Here is a 19,653-nt window from a genome sequence, read left to right as displayed (position 1 = left end):
TTTTGGCAGCATCAGTAAAGGCCATCACTGCCTGAGCACGGGTAAAGCCACCGGTTTCAAGCTGATTAACCCACCAGTTAAATCCACTATTATCCGGAAGACGATTAAAGAAGTTATCATAAAGACCGATAAGAAAATCTTCGTTACTCATGCCACCAAACCGGGCATCTTCACCATAATTAGAAAGGCCGTCACTAAGGCCGCCTACATTAAGCATGGCCTCTGCTACCTGAGGGCGGGTTGTAAGACCCTGATCACGCCACATCTGAAGCTCATCAAGCTCAGGGGCTCTTCCATAAATACCAGTAAACAACTCAATGTAATCTTTCGCTGCAAGACTCATAGTGAACCTCTCCATTTTTTTGTTTCAGATTCAGATTGATTATAGAAAAAAATTTCCGCTCCTGCTGGTTTAAGAATCCACCGTTGTTCTATGGCCACCTCCTGAGTACAAAGGGGTTAGCGGTCGCCATGATGAAACCCTCCTTTTTTTTGTTTGAGTTGCCTCACAATGATGCCCGTTGCCCCCTGAGTCAGGAGATACAAACGGAATCCTGCCCTGAACCATTGTTTGCATTTTTAAATCCTGAGAGCAAAGGTGTCAAGGTCTTTTCTTTTTTTTTGCATTGCCGCAAAAAAAAAGTTTGCGGCAGCAAAAAACAGTTCATGGTTAAAAAGCTCGCTTTTCCTTGATTTATCAAAGCACTATCCTTTGTCGGCCAGATTTTTTTCCTCCCGGTGCCGGAGTATGGGAGGGGGATTCCAGGGCCGGTCTCAGGTTCTGCTGCATCAGCCACCGGGCTTCGAGAACCTCAGCCACCGGGCTTCGAGAACCTCAGCCACCGGGCTTCGAGAGCCTCAGCCGCCGGGCTTCGAGGGCCTCAGCCACCGGGCTTCGAGGGCCTCTGCCACCGGGCTTCCGGGTACGGGCTTCGAGGGCCTCAGCCACCGGGCTTCGAGGGCCTCAGCCACCGGGCTTCGAGAACCTCAGCCGCCGGGCTTCCGGGTACGGGCTTCGAGAGCCTCAGCCACCGGGCTTCGAGAACCTCAGCCGCCGGGCTTCCGGGTACGGGCTTCGAGAGCCTCAGCCACCGCAGGGAAGGAGAGAAGAAAACATCACTCCTCCTTAAAGGAAACAAAGAGCCTTTCCCTGAAGGGATCAATGAGGTACTGCATGAGGGTACGCTCACCGGTTTTAATGACCACCTCCGCAGGCATACCCGGCAAGAGTTCCTTATCCCTGCCCAGCCGCTCCAGTTCCTCTAAAGGCACGGTAACACGGGCAAGGTAGTAGGGATAGCCCGTGCGTTCATCAATGAGGCGGTCTGCGGACACCGCCACCACATCCCCTTCCAGAACGGGCGTGTTGCGGGTATCAAAGGCACTGAAACGCAGATCCGCCTTCATGTTGCCGTGGACCCTGTCGATGTCCCTTGGCTGGATACGGGCTTCGATGATGAGGCTGGCATCGCTGGGAACAATTTCCATGATCTTCTGGCCGGGACTGATGACCCCGCCGATGGTGTGCACGCTCATGGCAAGGACCATGCCGTCCTCGGGGGAAAAAATCTCCGTGCGGTGCAACATATCAAGGGCTGCGGCATACTGATTTTTCAGGGAAGAAAGGCGGCTCTGGGCCTCACTGATGCGGTTTTCCACATCCTGTAAAAAATCCTGTTCCAGCTTGAGCAGTCGCAGCTTGAGTTCGGCGATCTGACCCTCGGTACGGGACACAAGGGAGAGATCTTCCGCATGGCGGGTGTTCACCTCTTCCAGTGCCCGTTCCAGACTTAACAGCCTGTTTCTGGGATAATGGCCCGCATCGGCCAGCGGCCGGAGATCCTCCAGCTCTTCCATGATGATGGCTGCCTGCTTTTTCCGGCCCTCCAGCACCTCCTGCATATTTTCTGTGTAGCGGGTCTGGGAGGCAAGGTTTTCCGAAAGGATTTCCCTTTCCTTCTGGAGCGATCCCATACGCCGCTCAAAAAGGGCCTGCTGGGTGGCAAGGATCTCCTTTACCTCGCTGTCCGTTTCTGCCAGAAGAATGTCAGGAAAAGCAACGGAAGAAGCCCCTGCCCTTTCGGCCCGAAGTCTTGCAAGGCGGGCCTTGGTGCTGAAGTATTCCATGCGCACCATGGCATATTCAGACCTTGGCCGCACGTCACTGAGGCGCATAAGAAGATCGCCCTTTTTAACAAATTCGTTTTCCCGCACCCGTATCTCATCCACAATACCTCCGTAAAGGTGCTGCACGGCCTTGCGGTGGGTTTCCACGGAAACCACACCCTCGCAGACAATGCCCTTACCGAGGGGGGCAGTGACGGCCCAGAAGACAAAGCCGAAGAAACCAAAAATAAGTATGGCAAAGCCGGTGATAATGGCCGGAGCAGAATTGGTGTCCGGTTTTGGCAGTTCAGGGTTCTGCATGGAAATCCTCTCAACACTCTTCGTAGCGTAAAAGGGGTCAGCCCCCTTTTAAAAAAAGGGACTGACCCCTTTTACTATTTTGCCTGTATTTCTTTTTGTCGCTGCTCCTGTATCCAGCGCAGCACATCATCTCTGGGACCAAAGGCCTGAATCTGGCCTGCGGAAAGCATCATGAGCTTATCCACCATGGTGAGCACACTGGTCTTGTGGGTAATGACAAAGATGGTGCGTTTTTCCTTTTTCATCCGGGCCAGTGCCTGAACAAGGGCCTCTTCTCCGGCATCATCCAGATTGGAGTTGGGCTCGTCCAGCACCAGAAGCACGGGGTGACCATATATGGCTCTGGCAAGGCCGATGCGCTGGCGCTGGCCGCCGGACAGCACGGTACCGCCTTCGCCGATATAGGTTTCATAGCCATCGGGAAACTGGAGAATCATTTCATGGACACCGGCAATCTGCGCCGCATCCACCACGGCGTCGGAATCAATCTTTCCGAAACGGGCAATGTTCTGGGCAACGCTGCCCTCCAGAAGCTCTATGTCCTGGGGAAGGTAGCCGATGTGGGGCCCAAGCTGCTCCTTATCCCAGGCATGGATTTCTCCCGCATCCAGACGGATGGCTCCGTGGGCAGGAAACCATGCGCCCACCAAAAGCCTTGCCAGGGTGGACTTGCCCGAAGCACTTGGCCCCACAATCCCCACCGTATCACCGGGATGGACCTCAAAGGAAAGGCCTTTAAGGATCTGGGTGCTGGTACCCGGTGCAACGGAAACAAGGCCTGCACAGGTAATATGTCCTTTGGGCGGGGGCAGCTTCATGCTTTTTTCCCTTTCGGGGAAGAGGGCAAAGTGCTCCTCCAGCCGCTGATAGGCCCCTCTGGCCCCCACAAAATGCTTCCATGTGCCAATGAGCAGTTCCACGGGAGCCAGCGCCCTTCCCATGAGAATGGAGCCTGCGATCATCATACCGGCTGTGATTTCATGGTGGATCACATAATAGGCACCAAGGCCCAGAATGAGGGACTGGGCACTTAAACGAATGAACTTGGTGAAGGCCTGTATGGTACCTGCCCGCTCGCTGGCGATGGCCTGCCATGAAATGTGGGCATCGTGCTTGGGCTTCCAGTGGCGACGGACATTGTCCAGCATGCCCATGGCCTGAATGACCTCGGCATTGCGGAAATTCATATTGGCAAAGGTGTTGGCCGAATTGTAGGCTTTGTTGGACTCCCCCAGAGGTGCGCGGCTGGCCCATTCCGTGACAAAGGCCAGAAAAATGAGAATGAGGGCAGCCACCGTTGAAAAAACACCAAGCATGGGGTGGAGCATGTAAATGATGAAAAGATAGATGGGTGCCCATGGGGCATCAAAAAAGGCAAAAAGGCCGTTACCCGTGAGGAACTGGCGCACATTGGTCATATCGCTGAAGGTCTGCCCGGCCCGGCCGGAAGCCCCCCTCAGGGCCTTTTCAAAGGCCGTGTCAAAGGTCCGGTGGTTGATCTGGGCATCCATTTTATTGCCCGCACGCACCATGACCCGGCTGCGGACCCCTTCCAGCGCCGCCAGAATCACATACATCAGCAGCACAACAAGGGTGAGCATAAGAAGGGTGGTCTGATTGGCACTCATGAGCACCCGGTCATAGATCTGGAGCATATATACCGCAGGCACGATCATGAGCATGTTAATGATGAAACTGAATATGCCCAGAGAAAAAAAGGTGGTTTTAAAGGTAAGGAGCAGGCTGGCAAGTTCACCCTTCTGCTCCTGTCCTGCCTTTGGATTCTTTTTATTCATCTGCTAAGTTTTCCCTCATTCTTTTATTGCGGGTGCAAGCATCCGGTTGAAGGTTTCAAGATCATCATCTCCCAGAACGCCGGCATGGAAAAGCAGGGCAAGGTGACTGACCACATAATCATAACGGGCCTTCAGCAGGCGGTTTCTTGTATCATAGATGCGCCGCTCCGCATCCAGCACATCCACAGGGGTTCTGATCCCGGCAGCTACCCCCCGGGCCACGGACTCCAGTGCCACCTCCGCAGCATGGAGAAACTCCGCCAGAGCCTTCATGCGGGCCACGGCCCCTTCTATGTTGGCATAGGCCTCACTGACCCTGTGCTCCGCCTCCCGCCTGGCTCCTTCCAGATCAGAAAGATACCTGTCGATCATGGCACGGGTTTCCTTCACCCTTGCCCGGGTGCTTCCACCGGAAAAAAGGGGCCAGTTCATCTGAACGGCGGCACTGGCTATGGTATCTTCGGCACCCCTGTAGTGGGTACTCTCATTGGTATCCCTGTACTGAAACACCGCCTCCACGGTGGGGCCGTAACGGGAGGCAGCCATGTTTCGGTCCTGCCTTGCCATATCCAGCTGAAATTCCCTGTAACGGATAGTAAGGTTGTGCTTCAGGGCCATATTCTTCCAGTCTTCCAGGGAAAGCTCCGGCAGATCAAAGAGCGCACTTTCACTCAGGGCATAGAGCCCGGAAACGGGAACACCGGTAATTTTGTGAAGGTTTCCTTCCCGGATGCGACGGGTACTGGCAGCCTCGGTGATACGGGAAAGGACATCCTGATATACGGCCATGGTTTCGTGCAGATCCGCAAGGTCCACAAGGCCTCCTGCCTGCATGGCACGGGCCTGTTCCAGCTGACGGGCAACGGCTCCCTTTTCCGCCAGAAGCAAAGCCTCCTGATCGGCTGCGGCCAGAAGGTCAAAATAGGCTTCCGCCACCCGGAGTTTCAGCTCTGCTGCGGAAATGGCAAAGGCCACACCACCCGCCTCCGCCTGAAACCCGGTCTTTTTGTAATGGAAATAACGCTCCGGATGAATCAGGGGCTGGCGCAGGGTAACCCCATAACTGCGGGTTTCATATTTATTAAAGCGGTCGGAATCCGAGTGGGTAAAACTCCCGTGGACGGAAAAATCCGGCAGGAGGCCTGCAAGACCCTGCGCCTTCAGGGTATCTGCCGCCCTTTTTTCATGGAGGTCTGACTGATAACGGGTATCGTTTTCAAGGGCAAGACGCCATGCCTCCACAAGATCAAGGGGCTGGGCATGGGCAGAAAGGGAGAATAAAATGAAAAGGGGAATAAAGAGAAATTGCAAGGGACTGTCCTTCGTGTGAAATGGGGTACCTCATAAGCCGCCATGTTCATAGACCCTTCAGAGGGCGGGTGTCAATCATAAAACCACCATGGTCATGGCCCCGAAAACCATCCCCCATAAAGGAAAGGCATAACTCCCGGGCAACTTCACAAGCTGTCCTCGCGTCATAAAAGCGCTGAGCAACGGACGGGCAGGCTCCATGCTTGACGGCTGACCTGACTTGGTATAAGCATCTGCTGCCTGTGACATACAGGACATACCCTATCCCTGCTACCCGAAAAAACCTTGTTTCACAAAGGAAATCATTATAATGGAAGCAGACCAACCCTTAGGCAGCTAAAACTGCGGGCTTTATTCAGGACCGACTTCATTATGCTTACTTTTTTTTACAGCATCTGGGCCTACCGGGGATTTATTTTTTCATCCATACGCAATGAGTTCGTTGCCCGTTTTGCCCGCAGCAAGCTGGGGGGGCTGTGGATGGTCATCAACCCACTTGCCCAGGTAGGCATTTATGCCATTATCCTGTCCAATGTACTGGCTGCCAAACTTCCGGGAATTGATAACCCATACGCATATGCGCTCTATCTCACGGCAGGTATCACCGCCTGGAGCCTGTTTACCGAAATCATCGGCCGTTGCCTCACCCTTTTTATAGATAATGGCAACCTTATGAAAAAAATACGTTTTCCCCGAATCACCATGCCGGTAATCGTTGCAGGCTCATGCCTGCTGAACTACACACTTCTGCTGGCAGCAGTGCTTGTCGTTTTTGCACTGCTGGGCCACGTACCCGGACCTGAAGTGCTGTGGCTCATCCCGCTCACAATGGTCAATGCTTCACTGGCACTGGGAGCAGGGTTGATTCTCGGCACTTTTAATGTGTTTGTACGGGATGTCGGCCAGATAACCCCCATCATTCTTCAGGCACTCTTCTGGTTTACTCCCATTGTTTATCCAATAGAAATTGTACCGGATACCCTGCAGGGCATTCTGGCATACAATCCCATGCTGCCGATCGTCAGTGCCTATCACAATGTTCTGGTTTATGGCACCCCCCCACCCATTCAGTCCATTGTCATCACCATGGGGGTTGCGGTCACGCTTCTTCTTCTCAGCCTCTTCATGTTCCGCCGTGCAGCCCCTGAAATGGTGGATGCGCTATGACACTGCTGAGCGTTCAAAATCTCGGAAAGGCCTACCGGACCTACCGCTCGGAATGGCGTCGCTTTGCAGGCTGGTTTGGCTTACCTGCAAGGCCTTCGGAAGAATGCTGGGTACTTCGCCATATCAGCTTTGATATCCGCCCCGGCGAAGCCATAGGCATCATGGGACAAAACGGTGCGGGCAAATCCACCCTCTTGAAAATGATCGCCGGTACCCTGCAGCCAACGGAAGGCACAGTTCATGTCAAGGGCCGTACGGCAGCTATTCTGGAGCTGGGCATGGGCTTCAACCCCGAACTCACCGGGCGGCAAAACGTCCTCCATTCCACCGGACTCATGGGCTATGGACACAAACAGATTATGGAAGCCATGCCGGACATTGAGGCCTTTGCAGAAATCGGCGAATACTTCGATCAGCCGGTGCGCACCTACTCCAGTGGTATGCAGGTGCGTGTGGCCTTTGCCGTAGCAACGGCCTTCCGTCCCGAAATTCTGATTGTGGACGAAGCCCTTTCCGTGGGAGACACCTATTTCCAGCATAAAAGCTTTGAACGCATCCGAAAATTTCAGAAACAGGGCACCACGCTGCTGATTGTGACCCATGACCCTTCATCCATACTGGCCTTGTGTACCCGCACCCTTCTTCTGGAAAACGGCACGGTTATCAAAGATGGTCCGCCGGAAGAAGTTATTGATCTGTACAATGCCATTATTGCCGAAAAAGAAAACAGCACGGTAGAGGTCCGCCGCCTTGATAACGGCAGCACCCAGACCAGCTCTGGAACGGGAGAGGCTAAAATTACTGAAATCAGCCTTCGTAATATCCACAATGAACCCATAGAATATGTTACCGTAGGCGAAGATATCTGCCTGTGCATCAAAGCAGAAATTCATCAGCCTGTACCTGAACTGGTGCTGGGCTATGTGATCAAAGACCGCCTCGGCCAGCAGATTTACGGAACCAACACCTTCTATCTTAACCAGACCCAGTACGATCTCCGGGCTGGGGAAAAACTTGAGTACCGTTTCCGTTTTCCTGCACGGCTTGGGCTGGGTTCCTACTCGGTGTCTGCCGCCCTGCACATTGCAGACACCCACCTTGAACGCAATTATCACTGGCTTGATATGGCCCTGATGTTCAATATTGTCAATACGTCACATCCAACCTTTGTGGGTGTCGCCTGGATGCCGCCACATGTGGAGTGCAGACGATGAGTTCTAATTTTTACCGCGCCTTTGAAAACCGCTACAGAGGTTCGCAGGAGCTGATCCTCGGACGCCTTGAAGCATACACCCCCTTTATCGAAAAGCTTAAGCTGCTGCATACCCCCTGCACAGCCCTTGATCTTGGCTGCGGACGGGGTGAGTGGCTGGTACTCATGAGACGCCTTGGGGTTCAGGCCTGTGGTGTAGATCTGGACAGCGGCATGCTCGAAGCCTGCCACCAGCTCAATCTCGACACAGTTCAATGGGATGCCATCGAAGCCCTGCAGACTCAGCCCGATAGCAGCCTGAGCGTAGTAACCGGTTTCCATATCATTGAGCACATAGATTTCAGCCGTGCGCAGACTCTGGTTGAAGAGGCTCTCCGGGTGCTGAGACCCGGTGGTCTCCTGATCCTTGAAACCCCCAATGCTGAAAATCTGGTGGTGGGTACCCACTATTTTTTCCTTGACCCTACGCATATCCGGCCGGTACCCTACACCCTGCTCTCCTTTGTCACCGAGCTGACCGGTTTTTTTCGCCATAAAATACTACGACTACAGGAAAACCCGACGCTCCACACCATGGAACGCCCCGGACTGCTCCATGTATTGAGCGGCGTAAGCCCCGACTATGCCATCGTGGCACAAAAACCAGCTACCCGTGAAATCACTGAATCCTTTGATTCCCTGTTTGAAACGGACTACGGTATTTCACTGAATCAGATTGCAGAACGCTATGATCAGGCTTTAGAAAAGGAATTAAAAGGGATAACACACCGCATGGAAGAACTCTCCCGACAGGAATACGAACTGCGCCATTCTCTCTCCCGAATCCTTGAGCAAGAGGGTGATACAAGAAAACTCCTTGAAGAACTTCACAAAGCGGAGGTGCGGGCAGCAAAAACCGAAACCCTTGCCGGGCAGCTGGACCAGCAGAGACTGCAGTGGACCCGGCGTGCTGAGGAGGAAGAAAACCGTGCCCGGCAGTCAGAAACAGAGCTTCGGCAGATCAGTATCCGTGCCGCAGAAATGGAAGTCCGCTATGAACTTACCCTAAAAGACAAAGAAGAGCTGGCCAGACAGGCTGAAAAACTCCGTGGGCAACAGATTGCGCTGACACAAAATGCTCAGGAACTGAAGCAACAGCTGGAAGGGAGCAGGCAGGAAGCCGGTGAACTGAAAATTCAGCTGGAGGAGCTGCGCCACCACAACGATATCCACAAGGCTGAAATTGAAACGCTGCGTACACAAACGGATGGCATCACCCGCCAGCTCAGTGAGTCTGTGGAGAATGCCCATCACTGGCACCTGCGCGCCACTTCTGCAGAACAGCGTGTCAGTGATCTTTTAAGCAGTTCTTCCTGGCGTCTTACGGCACCACTCCGTTGGCTGCGTCTGCTTGCAGGCTGGCTGCTGGCTCTTCCCTTCCGCATCATAAAAGCCTGTCTGCGACCGATACTTGCCGGACTGATGCGCTTTGCCCTGGGCAGACCCGGCCTCCGGTACTGGCTGACTGCCCGCCTCCGGAGATTTCCCGCCCTGCTTGCTCATTTGCGGCAGTTTGCCCTTATCAAAGGGCTGCTTACCTTTCATGGCACTGAGAGCAAGGAATCAGATCCCGAATCAAACAATCACCTTTTTAAAAAAAATCAAAGAAAATCCAATGAAAATTACAAGAACCAAAAAAGAATAGCCATTCTGACTCCGGTATCACCTGACGGAACGCAGGGAGGCGCTGAAAGACTCTATTCCGGGCTGGTAAAGGCACTGACGGATCTGGGCTGCGATGCTGAAATCCTTAGCCTTGAGTTTGATGAATCCAGCTTTGAAAGCATTCAAAAGGGTTATATAAAAACACAAGAGCTGGATCTCAGCTCCTATGATATGGTCATTTCCACAAAAGCCCCCACATTTGCAGTCCGTCACCACAACCATGTAATGTACCTTGTTCACACTATCCGCGTATTCTATGACATGTTTGATGCAACATTTCCCCAACAAGATACCCGGCTTGCTGAACAGCAAAAATGGATACACACAACGGATACCGAAGCATTATCAAAAATAAACATGCGTTTTGCAATCGGTCATGAAGTGGCTGAAAGACTCAGATACTGGAATGGTGTTGACGCTGAAATACTTCACCCCCCAATCGATTTAAAAGGCCTCTACAACGCTGAATACGGTGACTATTTTTTCATGCCGGGCCGTTTGCATGCATGGAAAAGGGTTGACCTCGCAATCAAGGCTGTTAAGGGCTCCTGCTTACCGATGCGTTTGGTCATTTCCGGTACGGGTGAAGCAGAACAGGGGTTGAAAGACCTTGCAGGCGGTGATCCAAGAATAGAATTTCTTGGTTATGTTAATGATGAAACATTAAAAAAACTCTATGCAAGTGCGCTGGCTGTCCCATTTATACCCATCCGTGAAGACTATGGCTACGTCACGCTGGAAGCTTTCGCCTCTGAAAAGCCAGTAATAACCTGCACGGATTCAGGAGAACCAAATCAGTTTGTTACCGATGGCCACACTGGCTTTGTGTGCGACCCTGACGAAAAATCCCTTCGTACTGCATTTGAAAAACTCTGGAACAACCGTGAACTGGCTAAAACACTAGGGAAAGCTGGTTATGCAAAAACTGCAAAAATTCAATGGCCTGAAGTGGCTTCCCGGCTACTCGAAGCGGGTGGTTTCAGCACCCGCTTTGGGCAAATAAAAAAAGACAACAAAAAATTAAAGGTTGCAATCTTAGACATGCAGCCAATCATTCCTGCAGTTGGTGGCGGGAGATTGCGCCTCCTGGGACTTTACCACGCCCTTGGCAATCATTTAGAAGCACGCTATATTGGTACATATGACTGGCAGGGTGAAAAATACAGGCGTCACCATATAACACCAACCCTTGAGGAAATTAACATCCCTTTAAGCAATAAACACCACGCTGCTGCTGCAAAAGCCTGTAAAAAAGCCGGTAACAGGATTGTGATTGATATGCTGTTTCCAAAACAGGCACACCTTTCTCCAGAGTACACAGAAGAAGTCATATCGACAGTTCGCTGGGCAGATATTGTTGTGTTCTCGCACCCGTGGGTAGCACCACTGGTGGAAGATAAAATATTGCAGGATAAGGTTGTTGTATACGATTCACATAACATCGAAAAAAGACTGAGGGCACAGATCCTTGATAAAAACGACCCTTTTCAACTTGAAATAATTGAAGAAGTAGCACGCACAGAGCAACTGGCCGGAGACAGGGCAGATTTAATCCTTGCATGCTCGGATGAAGACGTTCACGGCTTTATGGATGAGTACAACTGGAAAAAAACGCGTATCAAAGTTTTTCCCAATGGCGTTTTCACCGATAATATTATGCCTCCTTCGCCGGATCAAAAGAATAAAGCCCGAAAACAGCTGAACTTCAAAACGAAGCAATCATTGACAGCTTTCTTTATTGGAAGCAACTACGCCCCAAACCTGGAGGCTGCCAACACGATTCTGGATATCATAGCCCCGGAATGCCCGGATGTACATTTTGTCATCGCAGGCAGTGTCTGTAACGGAATAAAGTCCAGCCCGCCCGAAAATGTAAGCCTCGTTGGTTATGTCAGTGATGAGCAGCGGACCGACTGGCTTCACACAAGCGATTTTGCCATCAATCCAATGATCTCAGGCTCTGGAACAAACATAAAAATGTTTGACTTTATGGCTGCAGGACTTCCTGTTATTACAACGCCAACAGGAGCTCGCGGTATTACAACAAAGGATGTCGCAGGTATTTTGCTGGCAGAAATTGAGGACATGTCATCCCTTATAAAAGGCATGCATGGACAATCAAAAAAACTGGATGAACTCGGCTCTCAAAACCGGCTGTTAGTTGAGGAGCTGTACTCATGGGAAAAAATATCACCAAGGCTGGGACGTGAGTTCCGCAAGCTGTGGATCAGCAAAAGCAGGACTCTTACCTTAGACAAAAAGAAAAAAACATATAAAATTGCACACCTGTCCACCACAGGCCTAAAATGCGGCATCGGAGAATATGCAAAAAAAATAGCGGAAACGCTATATGATCATGGGTGCAGCAATCTCATACTGACCTGTGTCTCGGCACTTGAGAAAAAAAACCCCCTCGAAAATACGCCTGATCACATTATTTCATGGTATCTGGATAATAAAAAGTGGACAGGAACTTTTTTTAAAGATGACATCTTTGACCAACTGACCTCTTGGGGTAGTGAGGCAATCATCATTCAATATCATCCGGCATTTTTTTCAGAAAAAATGCTGCTTTCCCTTACCGGAAAATGCGTAAGACATCGAATAAAACCCCTTATTATCGTTCACAATTACACAAGCACCAGCGCAGATGCCTTTTCTACATTGAACCAGCTTGGCATTGTACTCTTCTCACATCGCAAATCAGAAATTATCGAAGCAGAAAAAGATGGTGTTCTTCTGGATTTCCTCCCTCTGGGTATTGATCATCAGGAACCGCTGAAAACAAAAAATATATACGACAGAGATATGTCAAAAACGCCTCCTGTAATCGTAACCAATGGATTTTTAAGAAAGCATAAAGGTGTCCGCACCCTGATTTCTGCAATGAAAAAGGTGCTTTCTGAATTTCCCGGTACAAAACTTAAAATCCAGTGCGCATTATACCCCAGTGAAGACTCCAGAGAAGAACTGCTGGCTTGTAAAAAAATGGTTCACACTCTTGGTCTGGAACATGCCGTCAACTTTGATACCCGCTTTCTGGAAAAAAAAGAAGTTCTTGAAAAACTTTCCAATTGTGATCTGGCCGTACTTCCATACCTGTCAAGCGATGAAGGCGGAAGCGCCTCAGCAAGTGACTGCTTTGCAGTGGGGCTCCCCGTAATTGTATCTACAGCTAAAATTTTTGATGAAATAAGGGATGCAGCCTTCACTGTTGAGCCAGACGCAGACAGGATTGCAGAAGCTATTCTTAAAATTCTAAACTCACCTGATAAATATCACGCACTGTCCTGTGCATCTGTTGGGTATGCGTCGGAAAACTCGTGGAAAAACGTTACAGCCAGCTGCCTTATGGCAATGGAGCAGTCCTGATTTAAACCAGATGGAAAGGGCGAAGGCTCTCAGAAAACCACTGATCATTTTTGCAGCTCCTGAGCAAATCAAACCTAACCCTTCAAATTCAAAAACTAAAAAGATAATTTTGATCATAATATTACAATGAATTTGAATCCCACAACAGTTCGTCTATGACAGGAAGCCGTAACAGGGCGTTGGCTGCTTCTGGTATGGAGAGGTATTCGCCGGGTGCCTTAACCACACAAATCCGCCTTCAAAATATGCCGTATGCAGCATTCTTTGATATTCAGGCCAGCAGCCCCAACTCCGTTTAAAAAAACAGACGGATTACTAAAAACCAGAGGTCAATGATGCTAACCTTTTTAAAAAATCATATCCGGATATACCTACTCCTTCCAATACTTCTTTTTTTCTGTACCCCGTTCCTTACGGGTCTTCAGACTTATTTTACAAATATTCAGGAGTTCTCAGCACCCCTCACCTTTATTTTTACGCTATGGCTGCCACTGCTTGGACTGCTCATCTTCTGCCTTTTTTTTCTGATGCACTTTCTCAGTGACAAGCTGCGCACATACGCCATTGCCCTTATCACCGGAATCGCAACCCTCTGGTGGATACAGGCCAGTCTTATCAACTGGGACTACGGTGTTTTGACGGGGGTTCCCATACCCTGGGAAGCCTATCGGATACGTCTGATACTGGACACTCTGCTGTGGACTGGTGGTATTCTCTTTTTTCTGCGCTCTGCGCATATCATAAGAAAAAACCTTGCTTTTATCTGCCTCACCCTTCTCTCTGCCCAGCTTATCATGCTGCTTCCCCATTACCTTGAAGCCAGAAAATTCCCTCCTTCCTTTCAGAATTTTTCTCTCTCCGAAGAGGGGAAAATGGATTTCAACCCCAAAAAAAATATTGTCATTATCATGCTGGACGCCTTTCAGGCGGATATTTTTCAGGAAATCATGGACCGCCACCCGGAATACAGGGACTACTTTGAGGGCTTCACCTGGTTTCGTAACACCACGTCCCAGTACTCCAAAACCTACGGAGCTGTTCCGGCACTTCTTACAGGACTCTGGTATGAAAATCATATGCCTGTACAGAATTTTCTTCAGGAATCTTTTAAGAACAGCCTGTCCACCAGACTCACCAGAGAGGGCTGGATGACCCACCTTTACCCCGTTGCTCCACGTATTATCGGATATGATACCGCCTTTGCATCCAACATAATAATGAATACAAACCCGGAAAGAAATGCAAGGGATGCCGGCAAAATGATGGATATCGCCCTGTTCAGAAGTTCTCCTCAGTTTCTTAAACCCTTCTGGCTCAATGACATGCGCTGGCGTATCCAGAACCATATGGGCGCAGCCTTTATCAGGGAATCATCTGAAGAACCCGCCCATGAAAAAATTCACTACTTCCACCCTGTTCTTCAATTTACCGCAGAAAGTCAGTCCATACTGAATGCAGGAAGCAAAAAACCCACTTTCAAATTTTTCCATTTCAATATTCCCCACGAGCCCTTTGTTCTGAACCCTGCACTGCAGCAGGAAAGACAGCCTGGAAACAGGGAAGGCTTTCTCACCTATTCCATGGCTGCTCTGGAAGCCGTTCACATATTCATTGAAGGTTTAAAAAGAACAGAAATTTTCGATGAAACCCTGCTTTTCATCCTCAGCGATCATGGTGGCGGAGAATATAACCCCGGCGTAGGCCCGGCCCCGGGGCTTCCCCATAAAAAGGGAGATATCCGCCCAAAGCACCATGCCAGCGGCCTTCCCCTGCTGATGGCCAAAGAGTTCGGAGCCACTGGCCCCATGCAGACCTCCGATGCACCAGCCTCTCTGGGAGACGTGCCACCAACCATTGCCGCAAAGCTCTGGCCGGACAGAAAAAATCCCTATGAAGGGAAAAACCTCTTTGAACTTAATGAAGACGAGGAACGGACAAGGCGCTACCTCTATTATGAATTTTCAGGGTGGGAGCAGCATTATCTGCCAGAGATGAAGGAATACAGCATTGAAGGCCATGCTTTTTCTCCCGCATCATGGAAAGCAACGGGAAGGACTTTTCCTCCGGCCTATACAGGAAAAACATTCAAAAGCAATGGGGCTTCACTGCCGGAAGAAATACTGGAAACCTATTGTTTCAAAAACACACATCCTGAAGGTATTCTGCTTGAAGGCTGGTCCGGTCCGGAACCCCACGGAACCTGGTCAGAAAGAAAAAAAGTCCGCATCCGTATTCCAGCAGAAACAGATGAAACCCTTAAAATTCGCATGCAACTGGCTCCATACACCTGTGGGGGCACCCTTGAAAGCCAGAGGATCATTCTCAGAGAAGGCCAGAATATTCTCAGAAAATGGTTCGTTGACAAAAAGGAAGAATATATTTTCACTACGGCAGGGATGAAGCCCGGCCCGGAAAAGGAGATTATCCTTGAGCTTGAGCTGCCGGATGCCGTTTCCCCGTCTGCATGCGGATCGGGAAAAGACGGACGACTGCTGGGCGTTAACATCTCAAAACTGTGTATCGAAAAAATCACTGCTGAAGTGGAACCAGGAACCTCCCTTACGTTCGGCTACGGTCAGGCCGCCGAAGCCATTAGCGGTATGGGCTGGCATCATCCGGAAGCAAAACACCGCTGGACCGGAGGCCAGGCCAGCCTCATCTTTTCGCTTGCCGAAAAAAGGAAACGGGATCTCAGACTGACGCTCATGGCCCACCCTTTTTTATATACAGATATCACTGAACAAAGCGTTCTTGTTCATGTAAATGGCGTTGAAACTGCTGAGTGGAAAATGGCTCAAACAGGCTGGTACGAAGCCACCATTCCATCTGATCTGGCAGAAGATACCATGGAAATCCTTTTTTCCATCAGTCACCCGGCAAGTCCTGCGGATATTGGCGTCTCTCTGGATCCAAGAAAGCTGGGCATGGCGGTGTATGAAATGCGGCTTGAGTACGAAGACTGAGTATGTTTTTCCATATCCGGCTTTTTACATTTTTTACACACACTTGTTTTTCAATAAAAAAACAGGACAGTGAAGGAGAATGAACCATGTCAGAAAAAAAAATCGTTTATGTCGGTATGAGTGCCGACCTTGTTCACCCCGGTCACATGAACATCATCAGGCATGCCAGTGAGCTGGGGGAGCTTGTTGTGGGACTTCTGACGGATGAGGCCATTGCCAGCTACAAGCGCATTCCCTTCATGAGTTTTGAACAGCGCAGGATCGTGATTGAAAACATCAAAGGGGTCAGCCGGGTGATTCCCCAGAGTACCCTCGATTATGTACCCAACCTTGAAGCCCTGAAGCCGGACTACGTGGTACATGGTGATGACTGGGTGGAAGGGGTCCAGAAAAAAACCCGCCAGAGGGTCATTGAGGCCCTTGCCGGATGGGGCGGTAAGCTGGTGGAAGTTCCCTACACCAAAGGCATTTCATCCACACAGCTACAGGGAGCTGCCAAGGAGATCGGCACCACACCGGAAATCCGCCTGAAATCCCTTTCAAGGATGCTGCAGGTAAAACCCCTTCTCCGCTTCATTGAGGTTCACAACGGCCTGACAGGTCTCATTGTGGAAAATGTTTCCGTGAACACGGAAAAAGGGGTAAGGGAATTTGACGGCATGTGGGGGAGCAGCCTTACGGATTCCACAGCCAAGGGCAAACCCGATATCGAGGCCGTGGATGTCAGTTCAAGGATCAGCACCCTTAATGAGGTTCTGGAGGTCACCACCAAGCCCATCATTTATGATGCGGATACGGGCGGACAGCCGGAGCACTTTGTCTTTACCGTAAAAACCCTTGAAAGGCTGGGCATCTCCGCAGCCATCATAGAAGACAAGACCGGTCTTAAAAAAAATTCCCTCTTCGGAACCGATGTGGAGCAGACCCAGGATTCCATAGAAAATTTCTGCCATAAGATCCGGGTAGGGAGGGCTGCCAGGGCAACCCGGGATTTCATGATCATTGCCCGCATTGAAAGCCTGATCCTCAAAAAGGGCATGGATGATGCCCTGACCAGAGCCAGGGCCTATCTGGAAGCCGGAGCAGACGGCATCATGATACATAGTAAAGAAAAAACCCCTGATGAAGTTTTTGCCTTCTGCAAAGAATACAATAAGCTGCCGGAGAGAAAACCCCTTGTGGTTGTCCCTTCCACCTATAATCAGGTAAGGGAAGATGCGTTCATGGAGCATGGCATCAATGTGGTCATCTACGGGAACCAGCTTTTGCGCAGTGCCTACCCTGCCATGGTAAAAACCGCAAAAATGATCCTTGAACACCAGAGATCCCATGAAGCATCAGAAATGATGCTGCCCATAAAAGAAATCCTTGAACTGATACCGGGGGGCAAATAAGCATGATTGAACCTTCATTTTTTTATGAACTTATCCGGCAAAAGGGAACGGACTTTTTTGCCGGTGTCCCGGACTCTCTGCTGAAACATTTCTGCGCCTTTGTGGATGACCGCTGCAGCCCTAAAGAGCACATCATCACGGCCAATGAGGGCAATGCCATTGCCATGGCTGCGGGGTATCACATGGCAACGGGAAAAACCGGGGCCGTTTACATGCAGAACTCAGGACTCGGGAACTGCGTCAACCCCCTCACGTCCCTGACGGACCCGGAAGTTTATGGCATTCCCATGCTGCTTGTCATCGGCTGGCGGGGGGAGCCGGGGGTCAAGGATGAGCCACAGCACATCAAACAGGGCAGAATTACCCGCCAGCAGCTGGATATACTGGAAATCCCCCATGCCATACTCGGACCGGACACAGACCCTGCGCCCCTTCTGGATGGTCTCTTCGCCCATATGGAAAAACAGAAAAGCCCTGCTGCCGTGCTTGTAAAAAAAAATACCTTTGCGCCGTACAAGGCAAAGGCTGTACCTGCCCCTGATACCCGCCTGATGCGGGAAGAGGCCCTCTCCATACTGCTGGGTCTTGCGGATGCCAGTGACCTCATTGTCTCCACCACGGGTAAAACCTCCAGAGAACTCTTTGAAGTCCGGCAGCTCCGGGGAGAAAAACAGCGGGATTTTCTCACCGTAGGCTCCATGGGTCACACCGCCTCCATTGCCATGGGAGTTGCAGCAGGCAGACCCGAAAAACGGGTTCTCTGTCTGGACGGGGACGGCTCCCTGCTCATGCACATGGGTTCCATGGCCATCATCGGCAGCCTGAAGCCGGATAACTTTGTCCATATTCTCCTGAACAACGCAGCCCACGAGTCCGTGGGAGGCCAGCCCACCGTTGCCGGAAAAATAGATTTTAAGGCCATGGCAAGGGCCTGCGGGTACAGAAACTGGCTGCTGGCTTCGGACGCCGAAAGCCTTAAAGGGGCATGGGAGGAAATATGCCGGAGCAAAGGGCCGCAGATGCTTGAAATTAAAATCCTTCCCGGCTCAAGGGATAATCTGGGACGCCCCACATCCACACCGGAGCAGAACAGGCAGGCCTTCATGGCTGCATGCTGTGACATCCCTCAGCCCCGGTATTAAGGACATATTATGAATCATGATTCAAAGTGGGAATTTCATGCCCCTGTCCGCATATACAGCCGCCTTGAATTCCCAGAAGATCTGAAGGGGCATCTTAAACCCTGCCCTACCCTTTTCATCACAACTCCCGGAAGCACGCAAAGGGGCATTACCCGGAGCGTGGAAAATCTTTTTTCAGAAAATAAAATTCCATATATGCTGCTGGATACGGCTGCAAGCAATCCATCATTCACGGATCTGAAGGAAATATGTGAAGGTATAAGGGATTTCAGACCGGGACATATCCTTGCCCTTGGGGGCGGCAGTGCCATGGATCTTGGAAAGATCCTCTCATGGCTGCTGGCTGAGACTGCCCCATCCCCCGGCGAAACCCTTGAAATGCTCTCCACGGGAACAAAGCTGCCGGAGCTCTCCCCCATCCCCCTGACAGCCTGCCCTACAACCGCAGGAACAGGCAGCGAGGTCACACCCTTTGCCACCCTATGGGATATGGACAGGAAAAAAAAATATTCCCTCGCCTCGGACAATCTGCACCCCGAAAAGGCCCTGCTCTTTCCCGGCCTCAGCTGCTCCCTGCCATGGAAAACCACCCTGTCCACAGGGCTGGATGCCCTTTCCCAGTGCCTTGAATCCGTATGGAACGTCCACTGCTCCACCGTAAGTCTGGCCCTGGCAGCCGAAGGCATCAGCCTTGTGCTGGAATCCCTTCCCCCTTTAAAAAACGATCCCGGCAATACCCTCCTGCGCACAAAAATGCTGGAAGCCAGCCTGCTTTCCGGCCTTTGCATCGCCAGTACACGGACGGCCATGGCCCATGCCATTTCCTATCCCCTCACCGCCCACCTTGGAACACCCCATGGCATTGCATGCAGCTTTACCCTGCCGGAACTTTGGGCGTTCAACCTTGGGGCCGATGATGGCCGCATGGCTGACCTTGCCCGGAGGCTGGGGGAAGAGCCTGACGTTTTTTCTGAAAAAATCTTCCTCTTTATGGAAGGGCTTGGGTTCAGGGATCATTTCCGTGAAACGGTTTCTGACATTTCCCAGATCCTTGACCTTGCCCATGAGATGCATACTCCGGGGCGTTCGGATAACAACCTTCGTCAGCCTGAGGGCAGCGAACATGAAACACTGCTGAAAAAAGCAGCCCTGCGATGGATGTGA

General features: G+C 51.0%; 11 protein-coding genes. 7 read left to right on the top strand and 4 right to left on the bottom strand.

What is annotated here, in order from left to right:
• The 4 genes from LZ24_RS14430 to LZ24_RS14415 all read right to left on the bottom strand — a co-directional run.
• A partial coding sequence (locus LZ24_RS14430; protein WP_186443173.1) for a DUF4214 domain-containing protein occupies nucleotides 1–343 on the bottom strand: 343 nt, incomplete at its 3' end.
• Nucleotides 344–1,116: 773 nt separating this feature from the next.
• Nucleotides 1,117–2,427 carry an HlyD family type I secretion periplasmic adaptor subunit gene (locus LZ24_RS14425; protein WP_144686365.1) on the bottom strand — a complete coding sequence of 437 codons (1,311 nt, stop codon included), beginning with the start codon at nucleotides 2,425–2,427 and terminating at the stop codon, nucleotides 1,117–1,119.
• Between the two features lie 74 nt (nucleotides 2,428–2,501).
• Nucleotides 2,502–4,223 carry a type I secretion system permease/ATPase gene (locus LZ24_RS14420; RefSeq protein WP_144686363.1) on the bottom strand — a complete coding sequence of 574 codons (1,722 nt, stop codon included), beginning with the start codon at nucleotides 4,221–4,223 and terminating at the stop codon, nucleotides 2,502–2,504.
• A 15-nt stretch (nucleotides 4,224–4,238) separates the two neighbouring features.
• The gene (locus LZ24_RS14415; RefSeq protein WP_144686361.1) at nucleotides 4,239–5,534 is read right to left on the bottom strand and encodes a TolC family outer membrane protein; all 1,296 of its coding nucleotides are present in this window, start codon (nucleotides 5,532–5,534) and stop codon (nucleotides 4,239–4,241) included.
• A 372-nt stretch (nucleotides 5,535–5,906) separates the two neighbouring features.
• Between LZ24_RS14415 and LZ24_RS14410 the strand changes: the two genes are divergently transcribed.
• The 7 genes from LZ24_RS14410 to LZ24_RS14380 all read left to right on the top strand — a co-directional run bounded on the left by LZ24_RS14410 (nucleotide 5,907) and on the right by LZ24_RS14380 (nucleotide 19,653).
• On the top strand, nucleotides 5,907–6,701 hold the full coding sequence (locus LZ24_RS14410; protein ID WP_144686359.1) for an ABC transporter permease: 795 nt from the start codon (nucleotides 5,907–5,909) through the stop codon (nucleotides 6,699–6,701).
• Entirely contained in the window at nucleotides 6,698–7,915 is a 1,218-nt protein-coding gene (locus tag LZ24_RS14405) for an ABC transporter ATP-binding protein (protein ID WP_144686357.1), read from the top strand. The genes LZ24_RS14410 and LZ24_RS14405 overlap by 4 nt, the downstream gene beginning before the upstream one ends.
• Nucleotides 7,912–12,990 carry a glycosyltransferase gene (locus LZ24_RS14400; RefSeq protein ID WP_144686355.1) on the top strand — a complete coding sequence of 1,693 codons (5,079 nt, stop codon included), beginning with the start codon at nucleotides 7,912–7,914 and terminating at the stop codon, nucleotides 12,988–12,990. The genes LZ24_RS14405 and LZ24_RS14400 overlap by 4 nt, the downstream gene beginning before the upstream one ends.
• Nucleotides 12,991–13,517: 527 nt before the next feature.
• A complete protein-coding gene (locus LZ24_RS14395; protein ID WP_186443172.1) occupies nucleotides 13,518–15,953 on the top strand; it encodes a sulfatase-like hydrolase/transferase in 2,436 nt (811 codons plus the stop codon).
• A gap of 86 nt (nucleotides 15,954–16,039) precedes the next feature.
• On the top strand, nucleotides 16,040–17,347 hold the full coding sequence (gene aepX, locus LZ24_RS14390; RefSeq protein ID WP_144686351.1) for a phosphoenolpyruvate mutase: 1,308 nt from the start codon (nucleotides 16,040–16,042) through the stop codon (nucleotides 17,345–17,347).
• A gap of 2 nt (nucleotides 17,348–17,349) precedes the next feature.
• Entirely contained in the window at nucleotides 17,350–18,489 is a 1,140-nt protein-coding gene (gene aepY / locus LZ24_RS14385; RefSeq protein WP_144686349.1) for a phosphonopyruvate decarboxylase, read from the top strand.
• Between the two features lie 9 nt (nucleotides 18,490–18,498).
• Nucleotides 18,499–19,653, top strand: coding sequence for a phosphonoacetaldehyde reductase (locus LZ24_RS14380; protein WP_144686347.1), 1,155 nt, complete (start codon nucleotides 18,499–18,501; stop codon nucleotides 19,651–19,653).

Origin of the sequence: Desulfobotulus alkaliphilus (genome assembly GCF_007830435.1) — a bacterium.
Lineage (GTDB): Bacteria > Desulfobacterota > Desulfobacteria > Desulfobacterales > ASO4-4 > Desulfobotulus > Desulfobotulus alkaliphilus.
Note: the sequence above shows the minus strand (reverse complement) of the source record. Positions and strands in the feature narration are given on the sequence as shown.